The sequence below is a fragment of the Psychroflexus aurantiacus genome, from assembly GCF_010820555.1.
GTDB classification, from domain to species: domain Bacteria; phylum Bacteroidota; class Bacteroidia; order Flavobacteriales; family Flavobacteriaceae; genus Psychroflexus; species Psychroflexus aurantiacus.
The window spans coordinates 47,193-72,369 of the sequence record NZ_JAAIKD010000005.1; the positions used below are offsets into that span (position 1 = coordinate 47,193).

A 25,177-nucleotide genomic window follows, 5' to 3' on the forward strand; every position below is an offset into this window, starting at 1 on the left:
GATGAAGTATTTGTATTTAGCGTTTATGTTTTTCATGCTTCATTCGGTGCATGCACAAATTGAATGGATGACCATGAATGAAGCTTTGGAAGCTCAAAAGAAGGAGCCCAAAAAGATATTCGCAGACGTTTATACAGACTGGTGCGGGCCTTGTAAAATGATGGATAAAAACACCTTTTCAAATCCGGACTTTGCCAAGTACGTAAACGCCCATTTTTATCCTGTAAAATTTAATGCGGAAGGAACCGAAATGGTAGACTATCAGGGCTTTGAATACACCAATCCAAACTATAAACCAGAACTCAAAGGCAAGCGAAATGCCCAGCATCTTTTCGCTAATGCCCTGAAAGTTTCGGGTTATCCTACGGTTGTTTTCTTTGATGAAGAATCTGATGTCATTGCCCCTGTGGTAGGCTATAGAACTGCTGAACAGCTTGAGATTTATCTCAAAATGATCGCTACAGACGATTACAAAGAGCTAACTACTCAGGAGGCATGGCAGGCTTATCAGGCAGATTTTGAAGGAACCTTTGAGAATTAATTTCCGGGAAATACAAATGCTCCCTGTTCCCAGGTGGAATGGAAGTTTACATTGAGTTTTTTGGCTGAAGTCTGCCAGCGTTCAATGTCGGTTCTGTAATTGCTTCCATCAGCAATTATTTGTTTGGGTTTCAGGTCCGATAAAACCCTATCCAGATTGATGTCGGGTGAATTCTTTAAAAGCAGGTAATCCGGCTGAAAGTTCCCTTTAGGATAAACAGGAATGCTATCCAAAACAAATAAAATTTCAGTTGAGTTGAGCAGATATACGTTTCTAAAGCCAGAGATTTGGATCGAATCAACCCCTCTCAAGGTTTTGTAATTTTTAATGTGGTAAGCCTCTTTTAGGGAATCTTTAGGGTGAATCGTATCGCTATATAATTTCAGATTTGAACCCTTGAGAACTCCAAGCTGAGAGTTTTTATAGGTTTGAAAAACCAAAACTTCTTCTTGCTGAAATTGATTTCGATGTTCAATACCAAAGCATACCAGTAAAGCGATTAGCGATACATTCAGAAGAGCATAATTCCATAATTTTCGTTTTGAATTCCAAAACATGAGACTGAACAGCAGAATGAGACTGCTAATGAGCATAGCTTTGGTATAATAGATGTCGGCAAAAACAAGATTTTCTTTGGAGGCTATCCAGTTGACAAAGCCTAAAAGAATATCCAGGAGCTGGCCATACATTGCCACGATTATTTCAGGCAACACCCCTGTCAGACTCAAAATGATAACCAGGATACCTCCGGCGATAATAAGTCCGAGTCCGGGCAAAATCACCAAATTACTGAGCAAAAACAAGCCGGGGAACTGATGAAAATAATATAAGCTTAAGGGTAAAACGCCCAGTTGAGCAGCGATGGTCACGGTCACGATATCCCAAATTTTCTGATCTAAAAAATAGCCTGGCTGGTAAAGCCTGGAAAGCCTGGGCTGAAGTGTGACTATGCTTATAACCGCCAGATAACTCAGCTGGAAACCGACATGATAAATCAGGTAGGGATTAATCAGAATCAAAAACACAGCAGAAAGGGCTAATGTATTGATGGCGCTGGTTTTTCGTTTGTAATTGAGGGCCAGGCTCAAAAACGAAAACATGACCGCCGCTCTCAAGACCGAAGGGGTGAATCCTGCTAGTGCTGCAAACCCCCAGATTCCAAGTAAAACAAGACCTTCCCGAAACAACCTACCGTATTTTATTTTTAGTAAAGCCTTTGTGATAAACTGTAAAATGAGTAAGACAATACCCACATGCAAGCCTGAAACGGCGAGAATATGAACCACACCTGCTTTTGAAAACCGGTCATAAGTTTCCGGATTCATATCTTGTTTTTGGCCCAGTAATAAAGCCTGAATAATATCCATTTGGTCCTTGGTAAATGCATGCCTGTCCAAGGAATTTTGAATTTTACGTCTTGCCTTTTCACCGAAGCTTGAAAAACTGAAGCCGGATTGTGTCTCTACACTGATTTGATCAGCCTCAGAGTCGATGACATGGCTGATCTGTTGTGAAAACATATAATCCTTGTAATTAAATTGCTGTGGATTCAGAGGGTCTTTAAATGGCGTAAGTTTTCCGAAACCTGAAATTTTAGAATTTGAGGAGATTCGGAGCGTATCTGAAACAGGAATCTGAACTAAGATCTTGCCTTTAGCCGTTCTGCCCTGCACAGAGTTCAGCTTTATTTCGTATTTGTCTTTGTAGTTGCTAGACTTTAAAACCTTAACGACTACTCCTTCAAAAGAGAAATGCTTTACTTCAGAAGTCTCTGCGGTTAAGAAATGCGTATAATGGTTTTTTTGATGTTTTGGCAGGTGGATTTTGGTATTTAGTACCCCCAGGCTAAAAAGAAATGAAAGTGCAGTAAGCGTAAAGGTAAATTTCATTTTTGGATACATCTTAGCTATCCAAAAGGATACAAGAAAACCAATAAAAAGCACCAGGACGGTGAAGAGGTAATCTGAAAAACCAAGTTTATAATCCGTAAAGCCAAACCAGACCCCCAAAAAGAATACTAAACACACTTGCAGCAAAGGAAGGTTAGCAAACTTCATAGATGTGGGTCTGGGTTAATAAATCACTCGCCTGCTTTTTACATAGTTTTTCCTCCAGTAGGGATTATTGATGGAGGAGATCATCACACCCTGTGAAGAACTGGAATGTATGAAATCTACTGTTTTTTTTGTCCGGTAAACCACTAAACCCACATGATTGACTTTCCTGCTGGTTTTGGATGTTCTAAAGAAAACAAGATCCCCTACATCTACGTGTTTAAAGTTAAGGCTTTTTCCGGTTTTTGATAGTTGTTTCACTGTCCTTGGTAATTCTATACCATAACGCAAAAAAGACAGGTGAAGCAGGCCTGAGCAGTCTATCCCAGAAGGGTTCATGCCCCCGTATTTGTAGGGTGTGCCGAGATAGGTTTTGGAGTAACTGACGATGCTTGATATGGTGTTAACTCTTTCTGTTTCGGCTTGTATTGCTCTTTTGGATCCACCGCAAGAGGCAAGCGTCCATGCAAAAGCACATAAAAGAAGTTTAACACCGATGTTGTTTTGCAAATTAAGCATGTTTACCAAAACTTCCAGGCTCTCTTTTTTTCTTGGCTTTCCCCATAACCGTAGCCATAACCATAGTTGTAAGCATTAATACCACTTTCATCCAGACCGTTAATCACAACACCCATGTTATTGAGTTTCTTTTGTTCATAAATGTCTCGAACGTGGGGAAGAAGCCTGGTATCTGTATATCCGGACCTCATGATGTATAAAGTAGTGTCTGCATATTTTGAGATAAGAATGGTATCTGTTACCAGAATGGTTGGTGCAGTATCAACTATTATATAATCGTAAGTTTGCTTTGCTTCCTCCAGCAATTCAGAAAATCTTGAAGTCATGAGCATCTCTGCTGGATTGGGAGGAATATCTCCTGAAAGAATAACATCCAAATTTAAGCCTTCCACCGAGTCTTTAATGATGATGTCTTTTGCAGTAATTGAGTTGTCATAGAGGTAATTTGTAACCCCAAGTTTATCTTTACTAAGATTTAAATAATTGTGTACCTGAGGATTTCTAATATCGCAGCCGATTAAAAGGGTTTTCTTTTTGGCGGCTACCAAAGAAGAGGCTAAGTTGATAGCCACGAAGGTTTTTCCTTCTCCTTTGGTGGTTGAAGTAACAAAGACTACCTCTGAATTTGATGCAGAAGCTTCGTCTTTCCCCAAATTCATAAAGTTAAGGTTGGTCCTCATAATTCTAAATGCCTCTGCAACCGAAGACCTGTCATTAGGCATTATAATCTTGTTTTCTTTTCCTTTATACTGAGGCACTTCAGCCACAACCGGAAGGTTGGGTAAAAAGGCCTTAATCTGATCTTTACTTTTAATTTTTGTATCAAATAAGAAAAATATGTAAAGTATACCAAAGGGAACCACGAGTCCAATAATCAAACTTGCCAGCAAAATTATACTGGATTTTGGACTTACAGGTTCAGGCTGTGTATACGGAAAATCAACCACTTTAATGATGGGTGAAGTGATGGCATAAGACAGTGCGGCTTCTTCTCTTTTTTGAAGTAAAAACAAATAAAGCCTTTCTTTTACTTCCTGCTGGCGCCTGATGATTCTTATTTGCTTTTCCTGCTCGGGCAACTGTCCTATATTAATATCAAACTCTTGCTCTCTGCGCTTAACCTCACTCAAAGAAATTTCGAGGCTTTTGATGTAATTATTAATCGTGTTAAGGATATTATTCCTTAACTGCTTTATAATTTTGTTTAACTCAATTAAAGCAGGATTTTCGTTAGTAGAAGAAATCAGTAAACGTTCCCTTTCTAAAATTTTATCATTGTAGGTTTCAGTAAAACTATTGATATTATCGTTATCAATTCCTATCCGAGCAGGAAGTAAGTCATATTCCTCTTGCTCTAAAAGTTCTTCTTTAAAGTTTTTTGTTAAAGATAATTGAGTGCTGATTTCATACACTCGTAATTCTGCCTGTGTGCTTTTAGTAAAAAGGACTTCAGCATTATTTTCAATTTCAACTAAATCATTTTTGCTTTTGAAGTTTGCCAGGCCGCTTTCTACAGTGTCCAGTTCGTCCACAAGATAGTTCAAGCGCTTTATAACAAATTCCTCTGTGCTTTTGGCAATCAACCTATTGTCTTCAACGCCGTCAGAATTAAATTGTTCGATAAGAGAATTTAAAATGGCTTCGTTTTTAGATTCATTTTGACCCTGGATGGAAACGTCCAAAATTTCACTTCTATCGCCAAGAGGCTCTACAGTCAATTGTTTTGTTAGCGAAGTTACTGCCTTGGGTGTTGAAACATAGCTAAAAGCATATTCATTACCTGCGAGCTGAGTAATATCTCCCTCAAAACGCGGGTTGAAATTAAGCATCATAGGATAACCGTCAATAAGCATTGGCTCTCCAACAGTATATTTTTTAGAAACTTCAGTTTCTTTATTGCGAATTTCAAATTCACTTAAAGATTCAAATTCAATTGCATAAGAGGCGATAGAATCAGATTCAGGAACAAATTCCTTATCTATCCATGAGATGGTGAATGGTCGTTCATCTCCCCATAATTCTGAAGATTTAAAATTCCCGGATAGGAAGTACCTTTTTGACAATTCTAAATTTTCAACAACTTTTTTAGCCAGCCTTCTGGAATTTAAAATTTCTTTCTCATTTTCCAGGTTCACTTTACTCATGTCTAAAAGTGGCGCAGCACCTTCAAGACCTGTGAGGTCGAGACCACTTTGCTCCTTAAGCACTTTTATCTGAGCATTGGTTTGATAGACATTGCTGGTGTAGCGTAAATAAATAAAAGCAACCGCTACTGAGATCACAATGCAGACTAAAAACCAGGGCCAGTATTTAAGGTACTGAAGAACGATTTTTTTTAGATCTTCAGTATTATCCTCCTGAGTAGAGTTTATATGAGTTGTGTTTGGATTTTCCATAAATAAATTATCTGAATATTATAACTACAGCAGAGAGAAGAATAGAAGCGACTGAAAGCAAGGTGCCAACACCGCCAATAAATCCGGCAGATTTCACCTTAGGATTATTTGGCTCTACATAAATAATATCATTCGGCTTTACGTAAAAGAATTTGGTATTCATCCAGTCGGTTTGCGTAAGGTCAATTCGTTTTATTTCGCGGCCTTCCCCTTCCTGTCTGTAAATAAGCAGGTTATCTCTTTTGCCGTTTATGGTAAGGTCACCAGCCATGCCCAAAGCCTGTGGCAAGGTCAGGTTTTCTTCAATGATTTCATAGGTGCCCGGCCGGACTACTTCACCCTGGACCGTAAATTTATAATTCAGAAGTCGAACGTTGACAGTGGGTTCTTTGATGTAAACCGCCAGTCTTTTTTCTAAAATATCTTGTACCTCCTGTGTTGTTTTGCCCTTGACCTCAATTTTTCCGAGTTGAGGGAAATTGATTTCTCCATCAGCATTGACGAGATAGCCTTTTAATTTAAGAAGCGGGATCTGTATCATTCCATTAGTCGCTTCTGTTTCATAACTAAAGGGTAGGACGCTTTCAGGGTTAAGTGCTGTTGTAGAGATGTTTAAGATATCATTGATTTGGATTTGCGGATGTGAATTTATGGAGTCTATAGCAGCGAATTTTGTTGAATCGATATCCTGATAATAGACCACTTCTTTTCTGGTTGAACATCCGAAAACAAGCATTGCTATAAAAAATAAAATGAAGTGTTTCATTAAAGAGAATGATTAATTAAATAACTGCAAATAACTACATTTTTAAATCAAAATGAAAGTATTTTATAGGCCAATACTATATTTTGATGAACTCCAGGATTTCAAATTAGACCCTTTTCATAATAGACTATGTGCTTTTAGGCTAAAAACAGTAAATAATTATGCTGTTGTGAGCACATAATTTCTAAGCCGTCAATATTTATATTTCTAAATGTATTAATATAACACCTGAAAATGCACCTACCCTAAACAAACCGCAAAGAATCTTAAAAACATTAACAAATGAAGCCTTCATAGTCTAAACCTTTGTTGATTTGATAAATTATGAAAACTTAGCAATCACATTTTGAATCTTTAGTATTATTATCTGACCTATCCTATTTTAGATACTAAAAATGAAGATACAGTGATAGTGTAAAAATTATCACTAAATTTGTCTTCCATTTGAATCTTAACCAGTTGAAATGAATCTCATCCTTAACTTAAAACATTTCTGTTTTAAAAATTTCAAGCGACTAGCGCGTAATTACGTGCCTAGGGGCGTTATTTTTATGATAGATGTATGTATTTCCATCTTTGCAGCTCAGTTAACATTTTTTCTGATTTCAACGGTAGGGGATGGCAATCTAAAATTTATCCATCTCGACTGGGAATTTTTCTGTCTTATTATTATCCAGATGGTGTTCTTTGTCCTCTTCAAATCCTATGCAGGGATAGTTAGATATACCGGATTTAAAGACTCCATCAAGCAATTACAGACCACGATAGCTACTGTGGCTGCGTTAATTCTGATAAATGAATTGATATTCAGGGTTTACGGAGAAAAAATCTTGGTGAATGGCGGAGCTATTATCTATGGTTTTATCGCTTTTTCCCTGCTGTATTTTTTTCGTGTAGTTGTCAAAAGAGTTTATCAGCTCATCCATGCTGATTCGTCATACACCAAAGCTTATATTTTGGGGACTAGTCTCACTGATGTGGCGCTGGCAGAAAGCATTATCTCAGATTCCAAAACGAGTTTTGATATTGTAGGCTTTATAAGTGAAATCAATAAATTAAAGAAAACCCGAATCCTTACTCTGCCTATTTTGACTCTTGAAGAATTAGAGAATAAAAAAATAAGAGTTGGAACTTCGGTCATCGTTTCCAGTCAAAAACTAAGAGAACTGGCTACTGCAGGCGCTGACATTTTGAATAAGCTTTTGGAACTTAATCTTAAAATTTATAAACTACCCGAGCTTCAGGACTGGAACGGAGAATCTATTTCTTCTGAAATCAAAAAGGTGAATTTAGAAGACCTGCTTCAAAGAACGCCTATAAAGCTTCAGAAGGAAAAACTGAGGTCCATTTACAAAGACAAAACTGTTTTAGTCACTGGTGCTGCAGGATCTATCGGAAGTGAAGTGGTCAGGCAACTGATTCGTTTTGAGCCTAAAAAAATACTCTTACTGGATCAGGCAGAAACGCCGTTGCATGATATGTGTCTGGAACTAGAAGCTAATCATCCAAACTTAAATTTTGAAACAATTATAGCCAATGTTCGTTGCTATAAGCGCCTGGAATCGATATTTGACGAATTCCAGCCAGATATAATTTTCCATGGTGCGGCTTATAAACACGTTCCCATGATGGAAGCGAATCCTGTGGAAGCTTTAGATGTCAACTTTCTGGGAACCAAGAACCTAACGGATTTGGCTGTGCTTTATCAGGTTTCAAGATTTGTTTTTATTTCTACCGATAAGGCTGTGAATCCAACTAATATTATGGGGGCTTCCAAGCGCAGTGCGGAAATATACATACAATCTGTTGCAAGAAAACAATCCAGAGATACCAGGTTTATTACAACCAGATTTGGAAATGTTTTGGGTTCCAACGGTTCCGTGATTCCTTATTTCAAAAAGCAGATTGAAAATCTTGGCCCCGTGACGGTAACCCATCCAGATATTACCCGATATTTCATGACCATAGACGAAGCCTGTCAGCTTGTTTTGGAAGCCGGTGCCATGGGTAATGGTGGTGAGATTTATGTATTTGATATGGGTAAACCAGTCAAAATTGTAGATTTGGCGATACAGATGATTCGTTTATCTGGTTTTGTCCCTTATGAGGATATTGATATTGTTTATACCGGCTTAAGACCTGGTGAAAAGCTCTATGAAGAACTCCTGGCTGACGAGGAAAACACCCTCCCTACCCATCATGAAAAGATTTTGATCGCGAAAGCCAGCTATGATTTCGACAGTGAAAAAATGATTCTACTCGAAAATTTTCAAACCCAGATTTTAAACAACAACGTATTAAAATCTATAGAGGTCTTGAAAAGATTAGTGCCCGAATTTATTCCGCTCACTGAACTGGAGCGGCAAAAAAATGCATTTTGATCAGTCTTCAAGCTGTTTGCTAACCTGAGCATTTACCCAGGTTAAAAAATCCTCGTCTTCTTTTGAAAATGCTTTTATGGTATTGGAATCAATATCAATCTGCCCTATGTTTTCGCCATTAACAAATAGGGGAATAACCACCTCAGATTTTACGTGTATATTGCAGGCGATGTAGTTATCTTGTGCAGAAACATCATCGACCACAAAATTTTGATTGGACTCTGCAACTTGTCCGCAAATGCCTTTTCCAAAAGGAATAATGTTGTGATCTGTGGGCTCTCCGGCAAATGCTTTCAGTATAAGCTCTCTTTTGTCACCGTTTTTAAAATAAAATCCGACCCAATCGTAGGTGTCCACCTGGGTCTGCAGCAAATCGCAAACTTCGGTCAATCTGTGATTTATGTCTAAATTTTTCTGAGAAAGTATGTTTTTTACGCGTGGTTTTAAATCCTCTAAGTTCATGATGTTACATTTGAGGCAAAAGTATTTATTCTCAAAGCATTTTAAACTGCTTGTTTTCTATAAATTTGTTAAATATTTTGGAATGAAATCATTCCTTTTCAGTCCTCAAGCAATTTAAGACCTTAGACTTTGGAAATTCTTAAAAAAAATAAAGCTGTAATTCGGTTTCTCGGAATTTTCTTCGGGACGTATATCTTGCTGACCTTAGTCTATCAGTTTTATTTAAACAACGCCGCTTCAGAAGCCTATTATCCAGAACCTGTTACACATATCGTCGCCCTGCATTCTGAACGTTTAATCCAGTTGTTTGGTTATGAAACCAAGATGATACCAAGCATCGGAGATCCCTCAATGCTTCTGGGCCTTAATGGGAAATACCTGGTAAGAGTTGTGGAAGGCTGTAATGCGGTGAGCGTGATTATCCTGTTTCTGTCGTTTATTTTAGCTTTCAAAAAAGACTGGAAATCGACCCTGCTATTTATTTTTGCAGGGAGTGTGCTGATTTATGCGTTTAATATTCTGCGTATAGCTTTACTCACTATCGGAATTTATGAAATTCCAGACTATAAAGAACTCATGCACGGAACCCTTTTTCCTCTTTTTATTTATGGATTTGTCTTCCTGTTATGGATCATTTGGATTAAAAATTATAACATAAAAGAAAGCCAAGGCCATGCATAAGTTTTTGAAATGGGGTTTATTAGCGCTTTTGGTGATTGGCTTAGCACTGATTCGTTATTTTGAACACGAACTTTTCTCAGACCCCTTTCTTGAGTTCTTCCGTTCAGCATATAGAAGTGCAGAAGTTCCGGAAATTGATACGCTTCAAATCATTGCTTCAACGAGCTGGAGATTTCTCCTGAATACAATTCTCTCTCTGGGAATCATCTGGATAGCCTTTCCCGCCAGGAAAACCTTTTCATTTTCTCTGGCTTTTTACGGGTTTGCGTATGTGATTTTAATCTCTTTATTTTGGTTTTTTATTACAGATATGAAGGCTGAAAATTACTTCCTCATTTTTTACATTAGACGCTTTTTGATTCAGCCTATATTCCTATTGATTTTATTACCAGCATTTTACTATCAAAAGCGTAGTGTTAAAGAAAAATAATTCTAAATAAAATTGTCTACTTTTGTAAAGTGAATGCAATGATTTCCAAAATAGTGTCCATCACCTTAGCACTTCTTGTGTTATTTTCAACCTTGTCTTTCACGGTTGGGGCTCATTATTGCGGTAATATACTGGTAGATAAAGCTATTTTAGCTCAGGCCGAAACCTGTGATATGCATCAGCAAATGCCTTCAGAAGAAAAATCTGAGTGCTGTGATGACGAATTTGAACTGATAAAAGGGCAGGATGAGCTTCAATTGTCTAAAGCTGAATTTGATCTGAATATTCCCCTTGAGCTTGTAGCCTTCAGTTTTATCCATTTTTTAAGTCCTGAAACTTATACGACTTCAATTAAGGATTTCCCGGTTTATACTTCTCCCCAATATTCCTTAGATTTTCAAGTCCTGCATCAGGTCTTCCTTATTTGATTATTTAAAACTTATCGCTTAGATTTCATCTGAATTCAATTCAGATGAAATTCAAACACCGTGTATATGTTTTAATATCAAGTACTTATGTTAAATAACATTATTAAGTTTTTCCTAAATCAGCGTCTGGTAGCATTCATTCTCTTGGCTACTATAGTGATAGGGGGGTTAATGGTTTCTCCGTTTCAGTGGGCCGATTCTTTTTTGCCTAAAAACTCGATTCCTGTAGACGCTATCCCCAATACGGGCGCCAATCAACAAATTATTTTTACAGAATGGCCAGGCCGTTCTCCACAGGATATAGATGATCAAATCACCTATCCGCTTACCACTTACCTGCTGGGCTTGCCTGGCGTAGAAACGGTGAGAAGTTCTTCTATGTTTGGATTTTCCAGTATCTATGTCATTTTTGAAGATGGCGTCGAATTCTACTGGTCACGTTCTCGTATCCTCGAAAAGCTCAGCTCCATCCCCAAAGGACTCCTGCCTGCTGAGGCCAAGCCAACACTGGGGCCAGATGCTACTGCCCTTGGTCAGGTGTTCTGGTATACCCTCGAACCCAGAGATAAAAACAACGAGCCTTCCGGAGGCTGGAATTTGGATGAAATAAGAAGCGTACAGGATTTTTACGTCAAATATGGGTTAAGCAGTGCCAAAGGAATTTCTGAAGTGGCTTCCATCGGAGGTTTTGTTAAAGAATACCAGATTGATGTGAATCCCGAGGCTTTGAAATCTTATGATATCCCGTTGATGCAGGTCGCTAAAGCGGTAAAGGAAAGCAATCGGGATGTAGGTGCCAAAACACTGGAAATCAATCAGGTGGAATACATCGTAAGAGGTCTGGGCTATATTGAAAATCTTGCGGATTTCGAAAGCATTGTGGTGGATGAGCGTCAAAATGTTCCTATTTACCTCAAAGATGTCGCAAAAATAAAAATAGGTCCGAGCCAGAGGCGAGGTATTCTTGATCGTGCCGGAGCAGATGTTGTTGGTGGAGTGGTAATTGCGCGAGATGGTTTTAATCCTATGCAGGCCATCATCAATGTCAAGGAAAAAATTGAAGAAATTTCCCCGGGATTACCCAGCAAAATACTGGCAGACGGAACGGAAAGCCAGCTGGAAATCGTTCCGTTCTACGATCGTTCAGAACTGATCAATGAAACCATTGGCACCTTGGAAGAAGCCATTAGTTTACAGTTAATCATCGCCATTTTGGTAGTGATTATCATCGTTTTCAATTTAAGAGCATCCCTGGTCATATCTGCAGTCTTACCCATTTCGGTGCTGCTGGTCTTTATCGGGATGAAATTCTTTCATGTGCAGGCCAATATTGTGGCTTTATCCGGAATCGCTATTGCTATTGGAACCATGATAGATCTGGCTATTATCCTTTCTGAAAATGTCCTGAAAAAGCTCGAAGAATCACCGCAGAAATCGCTGGTCAGTAACATTTACAAGGGTTCCTCTGAAGTGAGTTCTGCCATTTTAACGGCGGTCCTGACGACGGTGATCAGTTTTGTACCCGTATTCGCCCTGGAAGCTGCCGAAGGAAAACTCTTTATCCCCTTGGCCTACACCAAGACCTTTGCCCTGATCTCCGCGTTTTTGGTCACAGTCTTGATTTTGCCAAGCCTGATGTACATGGTGTTTAAAATCAAAATCAACAAGACCAAAACAGCGTATTACTTAAACGCTTTTCTTGGTCTGGTAGGGGTTTGGACTATTTTTTATGAATTTTGGTTAGGGCTGTTTATTATACTATATGCTGTCAGCTATTTTATGTCCTATCAGACCTACTTCAAAGCATATCGGGTAAAAAACCTGCACTTTTATGTATTGGTGACCGGGGTTTTGGTTTTGCTTTCATGGCTTTGGCTGCCTTTAGGACCACAGCAATCGATGATTTCTAATGTATTTTTTGTTGGTATCCTGGTCGGTGTTTTACTGGGATTTTACCTCTTACTGCAAAAGTATTATGCTCAGATCCTGACTTTATTTCTAAAGCATGTCAGGATATTTTTAGTACTTCCCGTGTTGGCTATAGGTATAGGAGTTATGATTTGGCTGGGGTTTTCAACGACCTTTCAGTGGTCTAAACAAGCTGCCAATGCTGTAGGTCTTTTCATTGAAGACACGGGAGTCTGGAAAGCCATGGATAAAACATTCCCTGGCATTGGCGAAGAGTTTATGCCCAGTCTGGATGAAGGGAGTTTTATATTGATGCCTACCAGCATGGCACATTCCGGAATCGAATTCAATAAAGAAAAACTTCAGCAAATGGACATTCTGGTCAAACAGATTCCTGAGGTTGAAACCGTGGTAGGAAAGCTTGGACGGGTAGAATCTGCAATTGATCCTGCACCCATTTCCATGTTCGAAAATTTAATCACTTATAAGACAGAATTCATTCAAAATGCCCAGGGCGAACTCCAGGCTTACCGTGTGGATAATGACGGACGTTTTAGAGTAGAAGGGGTGAGAATTCAAAACGGCGAGGTTGATATCTCTAAAAATTCAGAAGATGTACTGTGGTTTGATAATTCTGAATTTGTGTTTCAAAATGAATCAGGAAAAGCATTTTCAGAACAAATTCAGTCTGAACTGCTGTATGAAATTGAAAATGATTTCAAACCTTTTTTAATACAAGACGAAGACGGAAACTACTTCAGAAATTGGCGACAACACATCAAGTCGCCAGATGATATCTGGTCTGAAATCTCTGAGGTCACCAGGATTCCCGGCATTACTTCTGCACCAAAGTTACAGCCTATAGAAACGCGCCAAATCATGTTGCAGACGGGTATGCGTGCACCGATGGGCATTAAGGTCTCAGGTCCTGACTTGCAGACGATAGAAGATTTCGGGAAAGAACTTGAAGGAATTTTGAAGCAAGTAGATAAACTCAAAACACAGGCGGTCTTTGCCGATCGGGTGGTTGCCAAACCCTACCTGCACCTGAATTTAAATCGGAAAAACCTTGCCCGCTACGGAATGACAGTCAACGAGGTTCAGGAGTACATATCTGTAGCCATAGGGGGCGAATACCTCACCCAAACCGTGGAAGGCAGAGAGCGTTACGGGGTAAGAGTTCGTTATCCGCGTGAAATGAGAAATACGCCGGAAAGGTTAGAAAATATGCTGATCTCGACCTCCTCAGGAACTCAGATTCCGCTGAGTGAACTTGTAGAAATAGAATATGAACGCGGTCCGCAAATGATCAAAAGAGAGAACACCTTTTTGAATTCATATGTGCTTTTCGATCGTGCCGACGGTATTGCTGAAGTTACTGCGGTGGAAGCTGCCAGAGCCGCTATTACTAAAGAAATCAACACCGGAAACCTGAAGGTGCCAAGTGGGGTGAGCTACAGGTTTGCAGGAAGTTTTGAAAACCAAATACGTTCGGAAAAGCGATTATCCATGATTATCCCCGTGGTTTTTGTGGTGATTTTTTTGATTTTGTACTTCCAGTTCAAGTCGGTTCGCATCAGTATGATGGTTTTTTCCTCCATCGCTTTAGCCTTTAGTGGTGGATTTATCATGATTTGGCTTTACGGACAAGACTGGTTTTTAAACATTAGCTGGTTTGGACAAAATCTTCGGGATATTTTTCAGCTCAAAACCATCAATTTAAGTGTAGCGGTGTGGGTTGGATTCATCGCCTTATTTGGAATTGCGACCGATGATGCCGTGCTGATGGCGACTTACCTGAAACAGTCCTTCAAGAGAAATCCTACCAAATCCAAGGCAGAACTTCGTGAAGCTGTTATGGAAGGGGGACTCAAACGAATTCGTCCGGCGGTGATGACTTCAGTAACCACTGTCATCGCTCTTTTACCGGTTTTATCGTCAACGGGTAAAGGTTCGGATATTATGGTGCCTATGGCGATTCCTGCTTTTGGCGGCATGTTGATGGCGAGTTTGACCTATTTCTTACTGCCTGTTTTGTTTTATATCATTTACAGCAGACAGTTAAAAACGACTTCTGAAATTGATCTCGAATAAATTTAATAAACGAAAACTATGTTTAATACCTATCCCATAAAATCACCCGGCAGCTCCCTGAAGCTTGTTCTAATTGGACTGCTGTTCTGCCTTGGTTTTAAGCTGAACGCCCAAAGCCTTGAGGTTTTAAAAACCACTGCGGCAGAAAATAATCTGGAACTAAAAGCCCAGTATAAGCGCTTTGAAGCTCAGATTGAAGGCATAACACTAGCCAAATCCTGGCAGGATCCCAACCTGAGTTTTGGTTATTTCATCAGTCCCATAGAAACTCGGGTGGGTCCACAAATCGCGAGATTTTCCCTGACTCAAATGCTACCCTGGTTTGGAACCTTTAAAGTAAAAGGTGATATGGCAGCTTACAAAGGCGAAGCCGAATTTGAGAAATTTCAGGATCAAAAACTGAAATTGTACCTCAAGGTGGCACAACAGTATTATGAGCTCTCGGCTTTAAGATATATTGCTGAACTCGAAGAAGAACAGCTCGAAATTTTAGAAGACCTGAAATCTATCGTAGAATCTAACTACGAAAATAACAAAGCAGATTTGGTGGATATTTTAAGAGTTGAGCTGGATATGGATAAGCAGTTGAATGTCCTTCAGGTCCTGAAAGATCAAGATCAAGCTTTAGTGACTCAGCTTAATCAGATGATGAACAGGCAGTTGGAGGCAGAGGTCTTAATTTCAAATCCAAAGCAGATTCTGGAACAAATCCAATTCATAGAGAGCGATACGCTTTCGAAAGCGCATCCTCGTCTGGAACGCATTCGCAGTTTGCAGGACTCCAATGCAGCAGAAAGTGAGTTGGCTCAAAAACAGGCCATGCCGCAGTTTGGTTTAGGCTTGGATTATGCGATTATTCAAAATCAAAACGTGATGAATGCAGACGCTGGTCAGGATGCGATAATGCCTATGCTATCGGTGAGTTTACCCATTTTTGGAAAGAAAAATAAATCCAGAAAAAAAGCGGTTTCCCTTCAGGGCGAGGCGATACAATTTCAGCTGGAAAATGAAAAAACGCTTTTAAGAACCGAAATTCAAGTGGCAAAGTACAAGCAGGATGAACTTTTTGATCGTCTTGATTTATATGAAAAACAACTCCTGAGGTTAAAAGATATTTTACAGCTTTCAGAAGTTGCTTTAGCCAATGCCTCCATGGAAATCGAGGAAGTTTTACGCTTGTATCAGGAGCGATTACTCTACCTGAAACAGCAGGCTCAGGCTTTAGCAAATCTTCAAAAAACAAATGAAACCTTAGGTTACCTCACTTCAAATTCAGCATTATGAAAACGCAATACAAATATTATTTAGGCTTTATTGTCATATTTATCATCGGCATTTTTTTAGGGATTACTTTGTTTTCACCTGAACCTAAAAAAGAGGATGCCCATAATCATTCTCAGGAGCAGGCAGGCGAAGCAGTCTGGACTTGTTCGATGCATCCTCAGATCCGTCAGGACGAGCCGGGCGACTGTCCCATTTGTGGAATGGATTTAATTCCTGCAAGTAAAATGGAAGAAAGCATTGATCCGGATGCTATCAAAATGAGTAAAACTGCTCGAAAACTGGCTCAAGTAGCAACCACCAGACTTGGAACTCAAAACTATGAATCCAACCTGAATTTATCGGGTCAGTTACAAGTCAATGCAGATAACACCTTTTCCATATCCACGAATTTCAAAGCCAGAATTGAACGGCTTTTTGTAAACGAAGAAGGAGAACAGGTAAGCAAAGGAGAAGTAGTGGCAGAAGTTTATGCGCCTGAAATTCAGGTTTTAAAAGAAGAACTGGAACTGGCCAGACGCCAGGGAAACGAGCTTTTGCTGAATAGCATCCTCCAAAAAATTCAAAATTACGAATTGTCTGTCGATGATGTTGAGTCACTGAAAAACGGAAGATTGAATCTGCGCTCTCCGAAAACAGGGATAATTACAAACTTGAAAGTCACCCAGGGTGATAATTTGAAAGCCGGCCAAAGCTTAATGAGCATTGCAGATTTGTCCAGTCTTTGGGCAATCCTAGATGTTTATGAAAACGATCTCAACAAAATAAATGTAGGCGACAAATTAAAATTAGAGACACCAAACTATAAAAAAGTTTCAGGAGAAGTCACTTTTATTACACCTGTTTTGGATGACGAGACTCGGTCTGCAAAGGCACGAGTCGTCATTAATAATCGAAATCTGGACTTAAAGCCGGGTGTTTTTATCACGGCAGAAGTGATAAAAACAGCACCTAAGTCAGAAGGTAGTGAAACTTTGATGGCTCCAAAATCTGCTGTGCTTTGGACAGGCAAGCGATCTGTGGTGTATCAGCAGCTGGAGAATGAAAATGGGGTTTATTTTAAGATGAAGACCGTTGAGATCGGTGAAACCTCATCAGATTTTGTCGAAATCCTTTCGGGTTTGGAGCCAGGCGACGAAGTGGTTACCTATGGCGCTTTCAGCATAGATTCTGAAGCCCAACTGGCGGGAAAACCGAGTATGATGAATCCTGAAGGAGGCGCCTCGATGACAGGTCATCAGCACGGAGATATGAAAGAGAGTGAAGAAACCTCAAGTGTGAAGCAGAGCACTCCGTCAGGTGAAACTATAAACAGTAGTGAAGAAGCTAAAGAAGAACTAAAGCCGGTTTTAAAGGATTATTTAGCTTTTAAAAATGCCCTGGCTACAGATGATTTTAAAAATGCTGAATCTGCAGGGATCCAACTTAAAAAAAGTATAGCAGAGGTGGATATGTCTGTTTTTACTGATGAAGCTCATGATAGCTGGATGCAGCACAGCCGTGAATTAAAAAAGGCGCTTGAGCATATACAGCAACAAAATGATAATGAAAAAATTAGAAATACTTTTCAAGACGTATCTGAAGCTATGATTCCCATTGTAAAACTTATCAAGCCCATAGCTGAAGAGCTGTATGTTCAATTCTGTCCTATGGCAAATTCAAATAACGGAGCCTACTGGCTAAGCGCAAAAGAAGAAATTATGAATCCATACTATGGTGAGTCCATGTTGAAGTGTGGTGAAGTAACCTCTGTAATTAAATAATGAACCTTAAATTTTAAAAATAAAAATGATGAAAAGTAAAAAAACAACTTTAGTCCTCACCCTAATCTTTATCGGTTTTGGAGCCTTTGCACAACATAAACATGCTCATGATGGGGAGCAAAAAGAAATGAGTCAAAACATGGACCTTGAGTTTAAAGATCAGCAGTTAGGTGAAGCTTTTGAGCATTACATTCATTTAAAAGAAGCCTTGGTAGCTTCAAAAACTGAAGTAGCCAAAAAAGCGGCAGGTAAGTTAGAAGCATCACTTGAGAATGTAAACGGCGGTGAAACAGCAAAAACAGCAGTGACCAAATTTAGTTCATCCACTGGTTTGGAAGAACAGCGAGAAGCCTTTAAGGGATTAAGTCTTGAAATGCTTTCTTTAGTAAAAGCCGGAGAGCTTTCAAAAGGGGAGGTTTATTTGGAGTATTGTCCTATGGCAAAAGCTTCATGGCTATCCACCAGCCAGGAAATTCGCAATCCTTATTATGGCGATAAAATGCTGAAATGTGGAACGGTAAAAGAAACCATCAAATAACTAAACATTAGTTAATACCTTAATAAATTTAAATTTTTATCAATACCTTTTAACTTAATACCTTTTAAAACATGACACTGAAAACTATATTAACAGCATGTACACTCCTGCTTTTTCTTGTGAGTTGTAACTCCACTTCAGAGAAAGAGAACAAAACCACCACATCCAGGCTAACGGAACACACAGACCCGCTTAAAAGTTTAGCAATTGGGGATAAAGTCCCAAACGATAAGGTTTGTATGGTCAATGACGCCTATATGGGTGTTGAGCAAATCCCGGTGCCGGTAAGTGGCAAAACCTACTACGGCTGTTGCGACATGTGCGTCGATAAATTGAACTCAATAGATGAAGCGAGAATCGCTATTGATCCTTACAGCGGGAATCCAATAGATAAATCTGAGGCCTTTATTGTGTTGTCCAATTCACAAGGCTCTGTGACCTATTTCGAATCAGAATCAAATTATAAAGCTTTTACCAAGCGTCTTTAGTATAAAAAAATACGGGAAGAAATAATCCAAGTGTTCAGGTTAACAACTAGAAGTTACAAGTGTTTTTTCAGAAATAAGCATTATGACAGAGTTGATCTTTAAACTAGCATTTGTATAAAAGTAATTAGAAAACGGAAGTGATTTATTAATAGAACGGTAACAGAAATAATGTACCATGCTTAAAACCTTTGTTTTTATATTATCCATCATAATAAGCCATGTAACTTACTGTCAAGACATGCTCATAGAGCAAATTGCTGACAAAAAAATTGTACGTAAAGTTTTTGATGAAGAAAAAGAATTGAAATCAAAGCAGTTTTTTGATGTAGGGGAACTAAAAAGCAGCGGAGATAAACTGTCAGTAAATCTGCAAGTAAAAATTTTTGATGAAGACGGAAAACTAGAAGAAAAATATTTTACTCATTACACCTGTAAGCCAGAGAAATCTGACGTACTTCTTAATGTGTTTCCATTTGCTCAAAGGGGTGATGCTAAATATGTTATAGAAGCTTCATCTTATGGTTTTAAAAACCTCTATCAATTTAAAGCAGAGGAAAAGAAACTGAAGGACCTTAGCTTGAAAATGTCTGTTGAATCAGGAATGCTTGGCTTTTTTGGCTCTAAAAATAAAATTAAACTAAGCCATCGAAGGGTAAACAAGACTGCTAGTGGTTTTGATCTTCAATCTCATTTAACCATTAAAGTTTATATGATGGGATTAAATATTAAAACTGAAAGCTATCAGGTTACTGAAAAACTAAATGACAATAAAATTTTATTAAGCCAAGAGTTTATGAGTGAAGATGGTAGTTATTTTTTAATGAATTATTAAATAAAGAACTGCAATTCTTACTTAAAAAACTTAAAGGACCAAAACACAAACTGTATGAAAAATGTGATAAAAATTTTAATCATGCTTGTAGTTACTTTTTTTGCAATTTCCTGTACGGATAAAAAAAAGGAAAATGATAAAGAGCATCAAGAGCAAAAAGACCTCATAGAAGAGGATGTTTTTATGCATCACAATCATCAGGAAGGAAGAACTCATGACGAAACAAAGAGTGTCAGTAAGTCATCCGATACGATTAAAGATATAAAAGAATAAAAATCATTTAATACTTATGAAGTAGTATAAACCACTGAGAATTGCCCAAAAAAATTAACCTCTTTCAAAACGTTTTAACAATGAAAAAACTAGAACCACCTAAGGCATTTAACCGAAGAGCATTTCTTGAAACCGCAGGCTATGGCGCGGCAACGCTTATGCTTTGGCCATTCATTTCTTCCTGTGATGGCCAGTCCTCAAAAGCAGCATCACCTGTGATGGATCCAGATTTTATCCCTGATATAGATTTGGAATTAAGTGCTGTTGAGCGGGATATACCTATCCTGTCCGGCCCCAAAACAAAAGTCTGGGTATTTGAAGGAGACCTGATAACAGGGGATAAGGAGGCTTTACAGGCCTCGAAGGGCAGCTATCTCGGACCGACGATCAAGGTGCGGAAAGGTCAAAAAATACGTATTCGTTTTCAGAATAATATCCCTGAAGAAACTATTGTTCACTGGCATGGGATGCATGTTCCGGCCGAGGATGATGGCCACCCTCAGGATGTCATCCATAGTGGGGAAACCTATATTTATGAGTATGAAGTCATGAATCGTGCGGGGACCTATTGGTATCACCCGCACCCACATGGTCGCACAGGACCGCAGGTTTATAATGGCCTTGCCGGGCTTTTACTGGTGACCGATGAGGAAGAACAGCAACTCAACTTACCCAAAGGCGAGTTTGACAGGCCTGTCGTGATTCAGGATCGCTCTTTTGATGAAGATAATCAGTTGGTTTATATTCAAAGCAGAATGGATAGCATGCGCGGCTTTTTAGGCGACAAGATTTTGATAAATGGGAATGCCGAAAAAGTTCTGAATCTGAAATCAGGTTGTGCTTACCGACTCAGATTACTGAATGGCTCCAATTCAAGAATTTACAAGTTGGCCTGGGAGGATGGAAGTCCAATCACTGTCATAGGGATTGATGGAAGTTTATTAAGTGCCCCCAAAGAATTGCCCTACCTTATGCTTGGTCCTGCAAAAAGAGCAGATGTTTGGCTGGATTTATCAGACAAGCCTGAAGGCATTCGATTGACTATGAAAAATGAGTCCTTTCCTTTAGAAGTCATGTCCGGGGGTATGATGATGGAGGGTGGAGAGACTTCCTTACCTCAAGGAAGCGAATATGAAGTGTTTACTGTAAAGACAACTAGTTCTGGCAGTAATGAGTATAGCTTACCGCAGCAATTAGTCAAATCGAATTATATCGATCCGTCTACGGCAGAAAATCTAAATAATCCAAGGCAGTTTAGCTTCGCCATGGATCACATGGACTGGACGATCAATGGGCGCACCTGGCAAACTACAGGCGTAGTCGATGAAGAAACCGTAAAGCTAGGGAGTACAGAAGTTTGGGAGTTGATCAATAGTTCTGCTATGATGGGTAATGATAGTGGCGGCGGCATGATGGGTGACGGCGGCATGATGGGCGGAGATGAGGGTATGATGAGTGGTGGCGACATGATGGGTAACATGATGCAGATGCCACATCCCGTTCATATTCATCAGGTACAGTTCAACATTTTGGAAAGAGATGTGAGCGATGTAGATTCCCAATTATGGGAGGCTGTAAAAGAGGGTTTTATAAATGATGGCTGGCAGGACACCGTCTTGTTATTGCCGGGGATGAAGGCCAGAGTAATCATGGAGTTTAAGGATTTCAAAGGCTTGTTTGTTTATCACTGCCACAATCTGGAACACGAAGATATGGGCATGATGAGAAACTTTAAAATCACGTAAAAAAGGAGTAAGAATCAGCTCTATAAGGAAAGCTTTTACTCAATGTTTGGAACACTAAAATAATTTTTAACTAAATACATTAAACAATGAAAACAATGAAAACAATGAAAACAATTTCGAGAACACTAATGATAATTGGAATAATGGGGGCGTTTGTAAGCTGTAAATCCAGCTTTGATGCTGCTGAAACCATGGAACTTCAAAACAACAGACAGGCTGTTTACCAGGAAATCATTTCAAATCCTGAACACATGACAGAATTTACTCAAATGGCTGAGCAAGATCAAGACGCTCGGAAAATCATGATGCAAAGCCATATGGAAATGATGGAATCTGGAAAACTAATGGAGATGATGAAAAATAATCCGGAGATGAAAGAGCAGATGAAAGAAAACATGCAGAACATGATGCAGAACAACCCGGAGATGATGGAAAACATGCGGTCCAAAATGACTGAAAAAATGATGAAAAGCGCTGAGGGCAGAAAAAAACTGATGGAGGCGATGCAGGAAAATCCAGAAATGAAAAAAGCAATGATGCAGGAAATGATGCAAAACATGCACAATGGAGGCATGATGGATGAAAAGGAAAATGACAAGCAGTAAACTTAATTTTTAATAATACTAAAATTCAAAAATTATGATGTACGGATGGATTATAGGCTTAATACTTATAGTTGTTTTATTTATGGCAGTAAGAGGGAGTGGTGTTTTTAAAAGAAAGCCTAACTCAACAGAGAATCCCAGCACGACTTCAACGCCATTAGAAACCCTCAAAAATCGCTATGCTAAGGGTGAAATTGATGATGAGGAATTCGAAAAACGAAAAGCCGAACTGGAAAAAGCGGGTTAATTCATGGGCCAGTATAAAAAAGGAAGTTTAAGTTTATTGGGGTCTGTCGCTCTAGGGACGGGTGTCATGATAGGAGCAGGAATATTTGCACTTCTTGGTCAGGTAGCAGAACTTTCGGGTACATGGTTTCCTTATATCTTTCTGCTGGGCGCAGTCATTTCTGGCTTTAGTGCATATTCTTATATCAAAGTTTCCAACGCGTATCCTTCTGCAGGAGGCATTGCTATGATTTTGCAAAAAGCCTATGGCAAAACGACCATTACGGCTTCTGCTTCTTTATTGATGGCCTTATCGATGGTCATCAATGAAAGTCTGGTTGCCAGAACTTTTGGATCCTATACGCTGCAACTTTTTACCGTTGAAAATAAAGCGCTTTGGATTCCTGTTTTGGGGGTGGGATTATTAATTTTTGCTTTTTTGATCAATATTTCCGGCAATCGACTGATTGGAAAATCTTCCCTGGTGATGGCATTTGTCAAAATTGCAGGGATTTTGATTTTTGCAGTAGGGGCTTTGTGGGCAGTTGGATTTTCATTAGAGGGTCTGATACCTAAACCTTCTGAAAGCACAGACTATTCAGCAGCCAGTTATATCGGAGCTTTGGCTCTTTCTATTTTGGCCTATAAAGGATTTACCACCATTACCAATAGCGGAGATGAAATCACTAAGCCTAAGAAAAATGTAGGTCGATCTATTATTATTTCATTATTGATATGCACGGTGGTTTATTTCCTGGTGGCTTATGCCGTAAATTCCAGTCTTTCGATTTCTGAAATTATCAAAGCCAAAGATTATTCTCTGGCTGAAGCTGCAAAGCCTGCTTTTGGGGATTATGGCTTGTATTTTACAGTGGGTATTGCCATTGTAGCAACCATTTCAGGAATAATTGCCAGTATTTTTGCCGTTTCCAGAATGACAGCTATGCTCACCGACATGAAATTGATTCCACACAGCCATTTTGGAATGCCTGGACGAATTCAAAAGCATATGCTGGTTTACACGGTAGTCATTGCCATTGTCCTGACCGTATTTTTCGACCTTTCCAGGATTGCATCTATGGGAGCTATATTTTATTTGGTTATGGACATGATCATTCACTGGGGAGTTTTCAAACACTTAAGAAAGGAGGTGAAGGCCAATGCTGTTATTTTGATAACCGCATTGGTTTTAGATCTTATAGTTCTGGTTGCTTTTTTATGGATAAAGTTGTCTTCCGATATTTTGGTTCTGATTGTTTCTGCAGGCATTATGCTCATCGTTTTTATAGGTGAAAAATGGTTTTTAAACAGAACTGACAAATCTGAATTCATTGAAAGTTGAGGCATAAATCCTACCTAAAAAAAATGACAGATTTTTAAAATGAGTTTAGTATTTCTTAATTATTAATTCAAAAAAATTTAATTTAATATGAAAAATAAAGTAATAATTTTAGTAGGTCTGTTTGCGATTTTTCCAATGCTATCTTTTGCTCAAGGGGATTCTGAAGGTTTTTTTAGCTTGTGGGGAGAAAGCGCCAAAACCGCAGTAGGATTTTTCTGGAAGGCAGGCTGGGCTTTTGTATTGGGCTATATAATAAGTGGTGCCATTCAGGCTTTTGTACCTAAAAAGAAGCTTACACGACACATGGGTGAGAGCGATGTGAAAAGCGTTTCATTATCTACTTTATTTGGAACCATCTCTTCGTCCTGTTCTTTTGCGGCACTGGCTGCAGCCAGATCGCTGTTTTTAAAAGGCGCACACTTTGTAAGTACAATAGCATTCATGTTTGCTTCCACCAACCTTGTCATCGAACTTGGGATATTAATATTCATTTTTCTAGGCTGGGAATTTGTACTGGCAGAAATAATTGGTGGATTATTACTTATAGTTATAAGTTCTATACTTATCAAACTTACCTACCCAAAGAAATGGATCAAAGCGGCACGTGAAAAAGTAGAGGAGGAATCTGATGAAGAAGAGGATTTCGACTGGAAGAAACGAATAAAATCGAAGGAAGGCTGGTTTTTGGTTGGTAAAAACTTTGTCATGGAATGGAAAATGGCCTGGAAAGATATTTTGATTGGTTTTACGGTAGCTGGCTTTGTGTCGGTCTTAGTGCCACAGTCGTTTTGGGAGGCTATTTTTCTTAATAATTTGCAAGGACAGATACCCGATTTCGTCATTCGGATAGAGAATGCACTTGTAGCTCCTTTTGTGGCTGCCGCCACATTTATTGGATCTATGGGAAACATCCCTCTTGCCACAGTGCTTAACGAAAATGGAGTGATGTTTGCCGGACTTATGGGCTTTATTTATTCGGATCTTATGGTACCACCTTTGGTCAATATCAATCGGAAATACTATGGTCCGCGTATAGCACTTTATATAGCCGGAGTGATGTATGTGAGTATTGTTATTACAGCCTTGATACTCAATTATAGCTTCGAATTTTTTGGAGTCTTGCCCGAAGGCAGTCGTAAGGTAGCTGAAGTGACACAGTTTAAGATGGATTATACCTTCTATTTTAATATTCTATTTGCCGTTCTTGCCGCACTGATGCTTTATTTCAATTTTAAAACCAAGAACATGAAAGAAGGCGGAGGTCATGATCACGATCATGGAAGTGGCGGGATTTCTTTCAAAAAAGTGGCTGTTTATCTCTTTAGTTCCATTGTCATCATTGGTTTGATTTTATATCTGATATAGCGTTAAGGTCTAAAAGATACATAATGCCAAAGCGTACTTCTAAATATCCAAATTGGAAAA

General features: G+C 39.0%; 22 protein-coding genes. 17 read left to right on the forward strand and 5 right to left on the reverse strand.

Annotated elements, in window-relative coordinates; translation table 11 throughout:
* Position 1 precedes the first annotated feature (1 nt).
* Entirely contained in the window at positions 2 to 541 is a 540-nt protein-coding gene (locus G3567_RS09735) for a thioredoxin family protein (protein WP_235923555.1), read from the forward strand.
* Here the strand turns inward: G3567_RS09735 and G3567_RS09740 are convergent.
* From G3567_RS09740 to G3567_RS09755, 4 genes are read right to left on the reverse strand one after another with little or no spacing between them, the layout of a single operon-like run.
* Positions 538 to 2,598 (reverse strand): ComEC/Rec2 family competence protein, encoded by a 2,061-nt coding sequence (locus G3567_RS09740; RefSeq protein ID WP_164005148.1) that lies wholly within the window; start codon positions 2,596 to 2,598, stop codon positions 538 to 540. The two genes, G3567_RS09735 and G3567_RS09740, sit on opposite strands and share 4 nt — an antisense overlap.
* A 15-nt stretch (positions 2,599 to 2,613) precedes the next feature.
* Positions 2,614 to 3,114 carry a C40 family peptidase gene (locus G3567_RS09745; protein WP_164005149.1) on the reverse strand — a complete coding sequence of 167 codons (501 nt, stop codon included), beginning with the start codon at positions 3,112 to 3,114 and terminating at the stop codon, positions 2,614 to 2,616.
* Positions 3,115 to 3,116: 2 nt separating this feature from the next.
* On the reverse strand, positions 3,117 to 5,510 hold the full coding sequence (locus tag G3567_RS09750) for a GumC family protein (RefSeq protein WP_164005150.1): 2,394 nt from the start codon (positions 5,508 to 5,510) through the stop codon (positions 3,117 to 3,119).
* 7 nt (positions 5,511 to 5,517) lie between these two features.
* Positions 5,518 to 6,276, reverse strand: coding sequence for a polysaccharide biosynthesis/export family protein (locus G3567_RS09755; protein WP_164005151.1), 759 nt, complete (start codon positions 6,274 to 6,276; stop codon positions 5,518 to 5,520).
* 464 nt (positions 6,277 to 6,740) lie between these two features.
* On the opposite strand from G3567_RS09755, the gene G3567_RS09760 reads away from it, so the two are divergent.
* A complete protein-coding gene (locus G3567_RS09760; RefSeq protein ID WP_164005152.1) occupies positions 6,741 to 8,657 on the forward strand; it encodes a polysaccharide biosynthesis protein in 1,917 nt (638 codons plus the stop codon).
* Here the strand turns inward: G3567_RS09760 and G3567_RS09765 are convergent, their stop codons facing one another.
* Positions 8,658 to 9,119: a GAF domain-containing protein gene (locus tag G3567_RS09765; RefSeq protein ID WP_164005153.1), complete on the reverse strand. Its 462-nt coding sequence runs from the start codon at positions 9,117 to 9,119 to the stop codon at positions 8,658 to 8,660.
* A 129-nt stretch (positions 9,120 to 9,248) separates the two neighbouring features.
* Here G3567_RS09765 and xrtF point away from each other — a divergent pair, with 129 nt between their 5' ends.
* The 15 genes from xrtF to G3567_RS09840 all read left to right on the forward strand — a co-directional run bounded on the left by xrtF (position 9,249) and on the right by G3567_RS09840 (position 25,117).
* Positions 9,249 to 9,800: an exosortase family protein XrtF gene (gene xrtF / locus G3567_RS09770; RefSeq protein ID WP_164005154.1), complete on the forward strand. Its 552-nt coding sequence runs from the start codon at positions 9,249 to 9,251 to the stop codon at positions 9,798 to 9,800.
* Positions 9,793 to 10,230: an exosortase F system-associated membrane protein gene (locus G3567_RS09775; RefSeq protein ID WP_164005155.1), complete on the forward strand. Its 438-nt coding sequence runs from the start codon at positions 9,793 to 9,795 to the stop codon at positions 10,228 to 10,230. The genes xrtF and G3567_RS09775 overlap by 8 nt, the downstream gene beginning before the upstream one ends.
* A 38-nt stretch (positions 10,231 to 10,268) precedes the next feature.
* Complete coding sequence (locus tag G3567_RS09780; protein ID WP_205521214.1) at positions 10,269 to 10,658, forward strand: HYC_CC_PP family protein; 390 nt, start codon at positions 10,269 to 10,271, stop codon at positions 10,656 to 10,658.
* Between the two features lie 87 nt (positions 10,659 to 10,745).
* Positions 10,746 to 14,660: an efflux RND transporter permease subunit gene (locus tag G3567_RS09785; RefSeq protein ID WP_164005157.1), complete on the forward strand. Its 3,915-nt coding sequence runs from the start codon at positions 10,746 to 10,748 to the stop codon at positions 14,658 to 14,660.
* 18 nt (positions 14,661 to 14,678) lie between these two features.
* Positions 14,679 to 15,944, forward strand: a complete 1,266-nt coding sequence (locus G3567_RS09790) for a TolC family protein (protein ID WP_164005158.1) — start codon at positions 14,679 to 14,681, stop codon at positions 15,942 to 15,944.
* Positions 15,941 to 17,704: an efflux RND transporter periplasmic adaptor subunit gene (locus G3567_RS09795; protein WP_164005159.1), complete on the forward strand. Its 1,764-nt coding sequence runs from the start codon at positions 15,941 to 15,943 to the stop codon at positions 17,702 to 17,704. The genes G3567_RS09790 and G3567_RS09795 overlap by 4 nt, the downstream gene beginning before the upstream one ends.
* Positions 17,705 to 17,729: 25 nt before the next feature.
* Positions 17,730 to 18,242, forward strand: a complete 513-nt coding sequence (locus tag G3567_RS09800) for a DUF3347 domain-containing protein (protein WP_205521215.1) — start codon at positions 17,730 to 17,732, stop codon at positions 18,240 to 18,242.
* A 71-nt stretch (positions 18,243 to 18,313) separates the two neighbouring features.
* Entirely contained in the window at positions 18,314 to 18,730 is a 417-nt protein-coding gene (locus G3567_RS09805) for a hypothetical protein (RefSeq protein WP_164005160.1), read from the forward strand.
* 238 nt (positions 18,731 to 18,968) lie between these two features.
* On the forward strand, positions 18,969 to 19,562 hold the full coding sequence (locus G3567_RS09810) for a hypothetical protein (protein ID WP_143002799.1): 594 nt from the start codon (positions 18,969 to 18,971) through the stop codon (positions 19,560 to 19,562).
* A 54-nt stretch (positions 19,563 to 19,616) separates the two neighbouring features.
* Positions 19,617 to 19,835: a hypothetical protein gene (locus tag G3567_RS09815; protein WP_164005161.1), complete on the forward strand. Its 219-nt coding sequence runs from the start codon at positions 19,617 to 19,619 to the stop codon at positions 19,833 to 19,835.
* Positions 19,836 to 19,915: 80 nt separating this feature from the next.
* Positions 19,916 to 21,580: a multicopper oxidase family protein gene (locus G3567_RS09820; protein ID WP_164005162.1), complete on the forward strand. Its 1,665-nt coding sequence runs from the start codon at positions 19,916 to 19,918 to the stop codon at positions 21,578 to 21,580.
* A 104-nt stretch (positions 21,581 to 21,684) separates the two neighbouring features.
* The gene (locus G3567_RS09825) at positions 21,685 to 22,185 is read left to right on the forward strand and encodes a DUF4175 domain-containing protein (RefSeq protein ID WP_235923556.1); all 501 of its coding nucleotides are present in this window, start codon (positions 21,685 to 21,687) and stop codon (positions 22,183 to 22,185) included.
* A gap of 34 nt (positions 22,186 to 22,219) precedes the next feature.
* Positions 22,220 to 22,432, forward strand: a complete 213-nt coding sequence (locus G3567_RS09830) for an SHOCT domain-containing protein (protein WP_093364807.1) — start codon at positions 22,220 to 22,222, stop codon at positions 22,430 to 22,432.
* 3 nt (positions 22,433 to 22,435) lie between these two features.
* Positions 22,436 to 23,752 (forward strand): APC family permease, encoded by a 1,317-nt coding sequence (locus G3567_RS09835; protein WP_164005163.1) that lies wholly within the window; start codon positions 22,436 to 22,438, stop codon positions 23,750 to 23,752.
* An 87-nt stretch (positions 23,753 to 23,839) separates the two neighbouring features.
* Positions 23,840 to 25,117: a permease gene (locus G3567_RS09840; protein ID WP_205521216.1), complete on the forward strand. Its 1,278-nt coding sequence runs from the start codon at positions 23,840 to 23,842 to the stop codon at positions 25,115 to 25,117.
* The last annotated feature ends 60 nt before the right edge of the window (positions 25,118 to 25,177 follow it).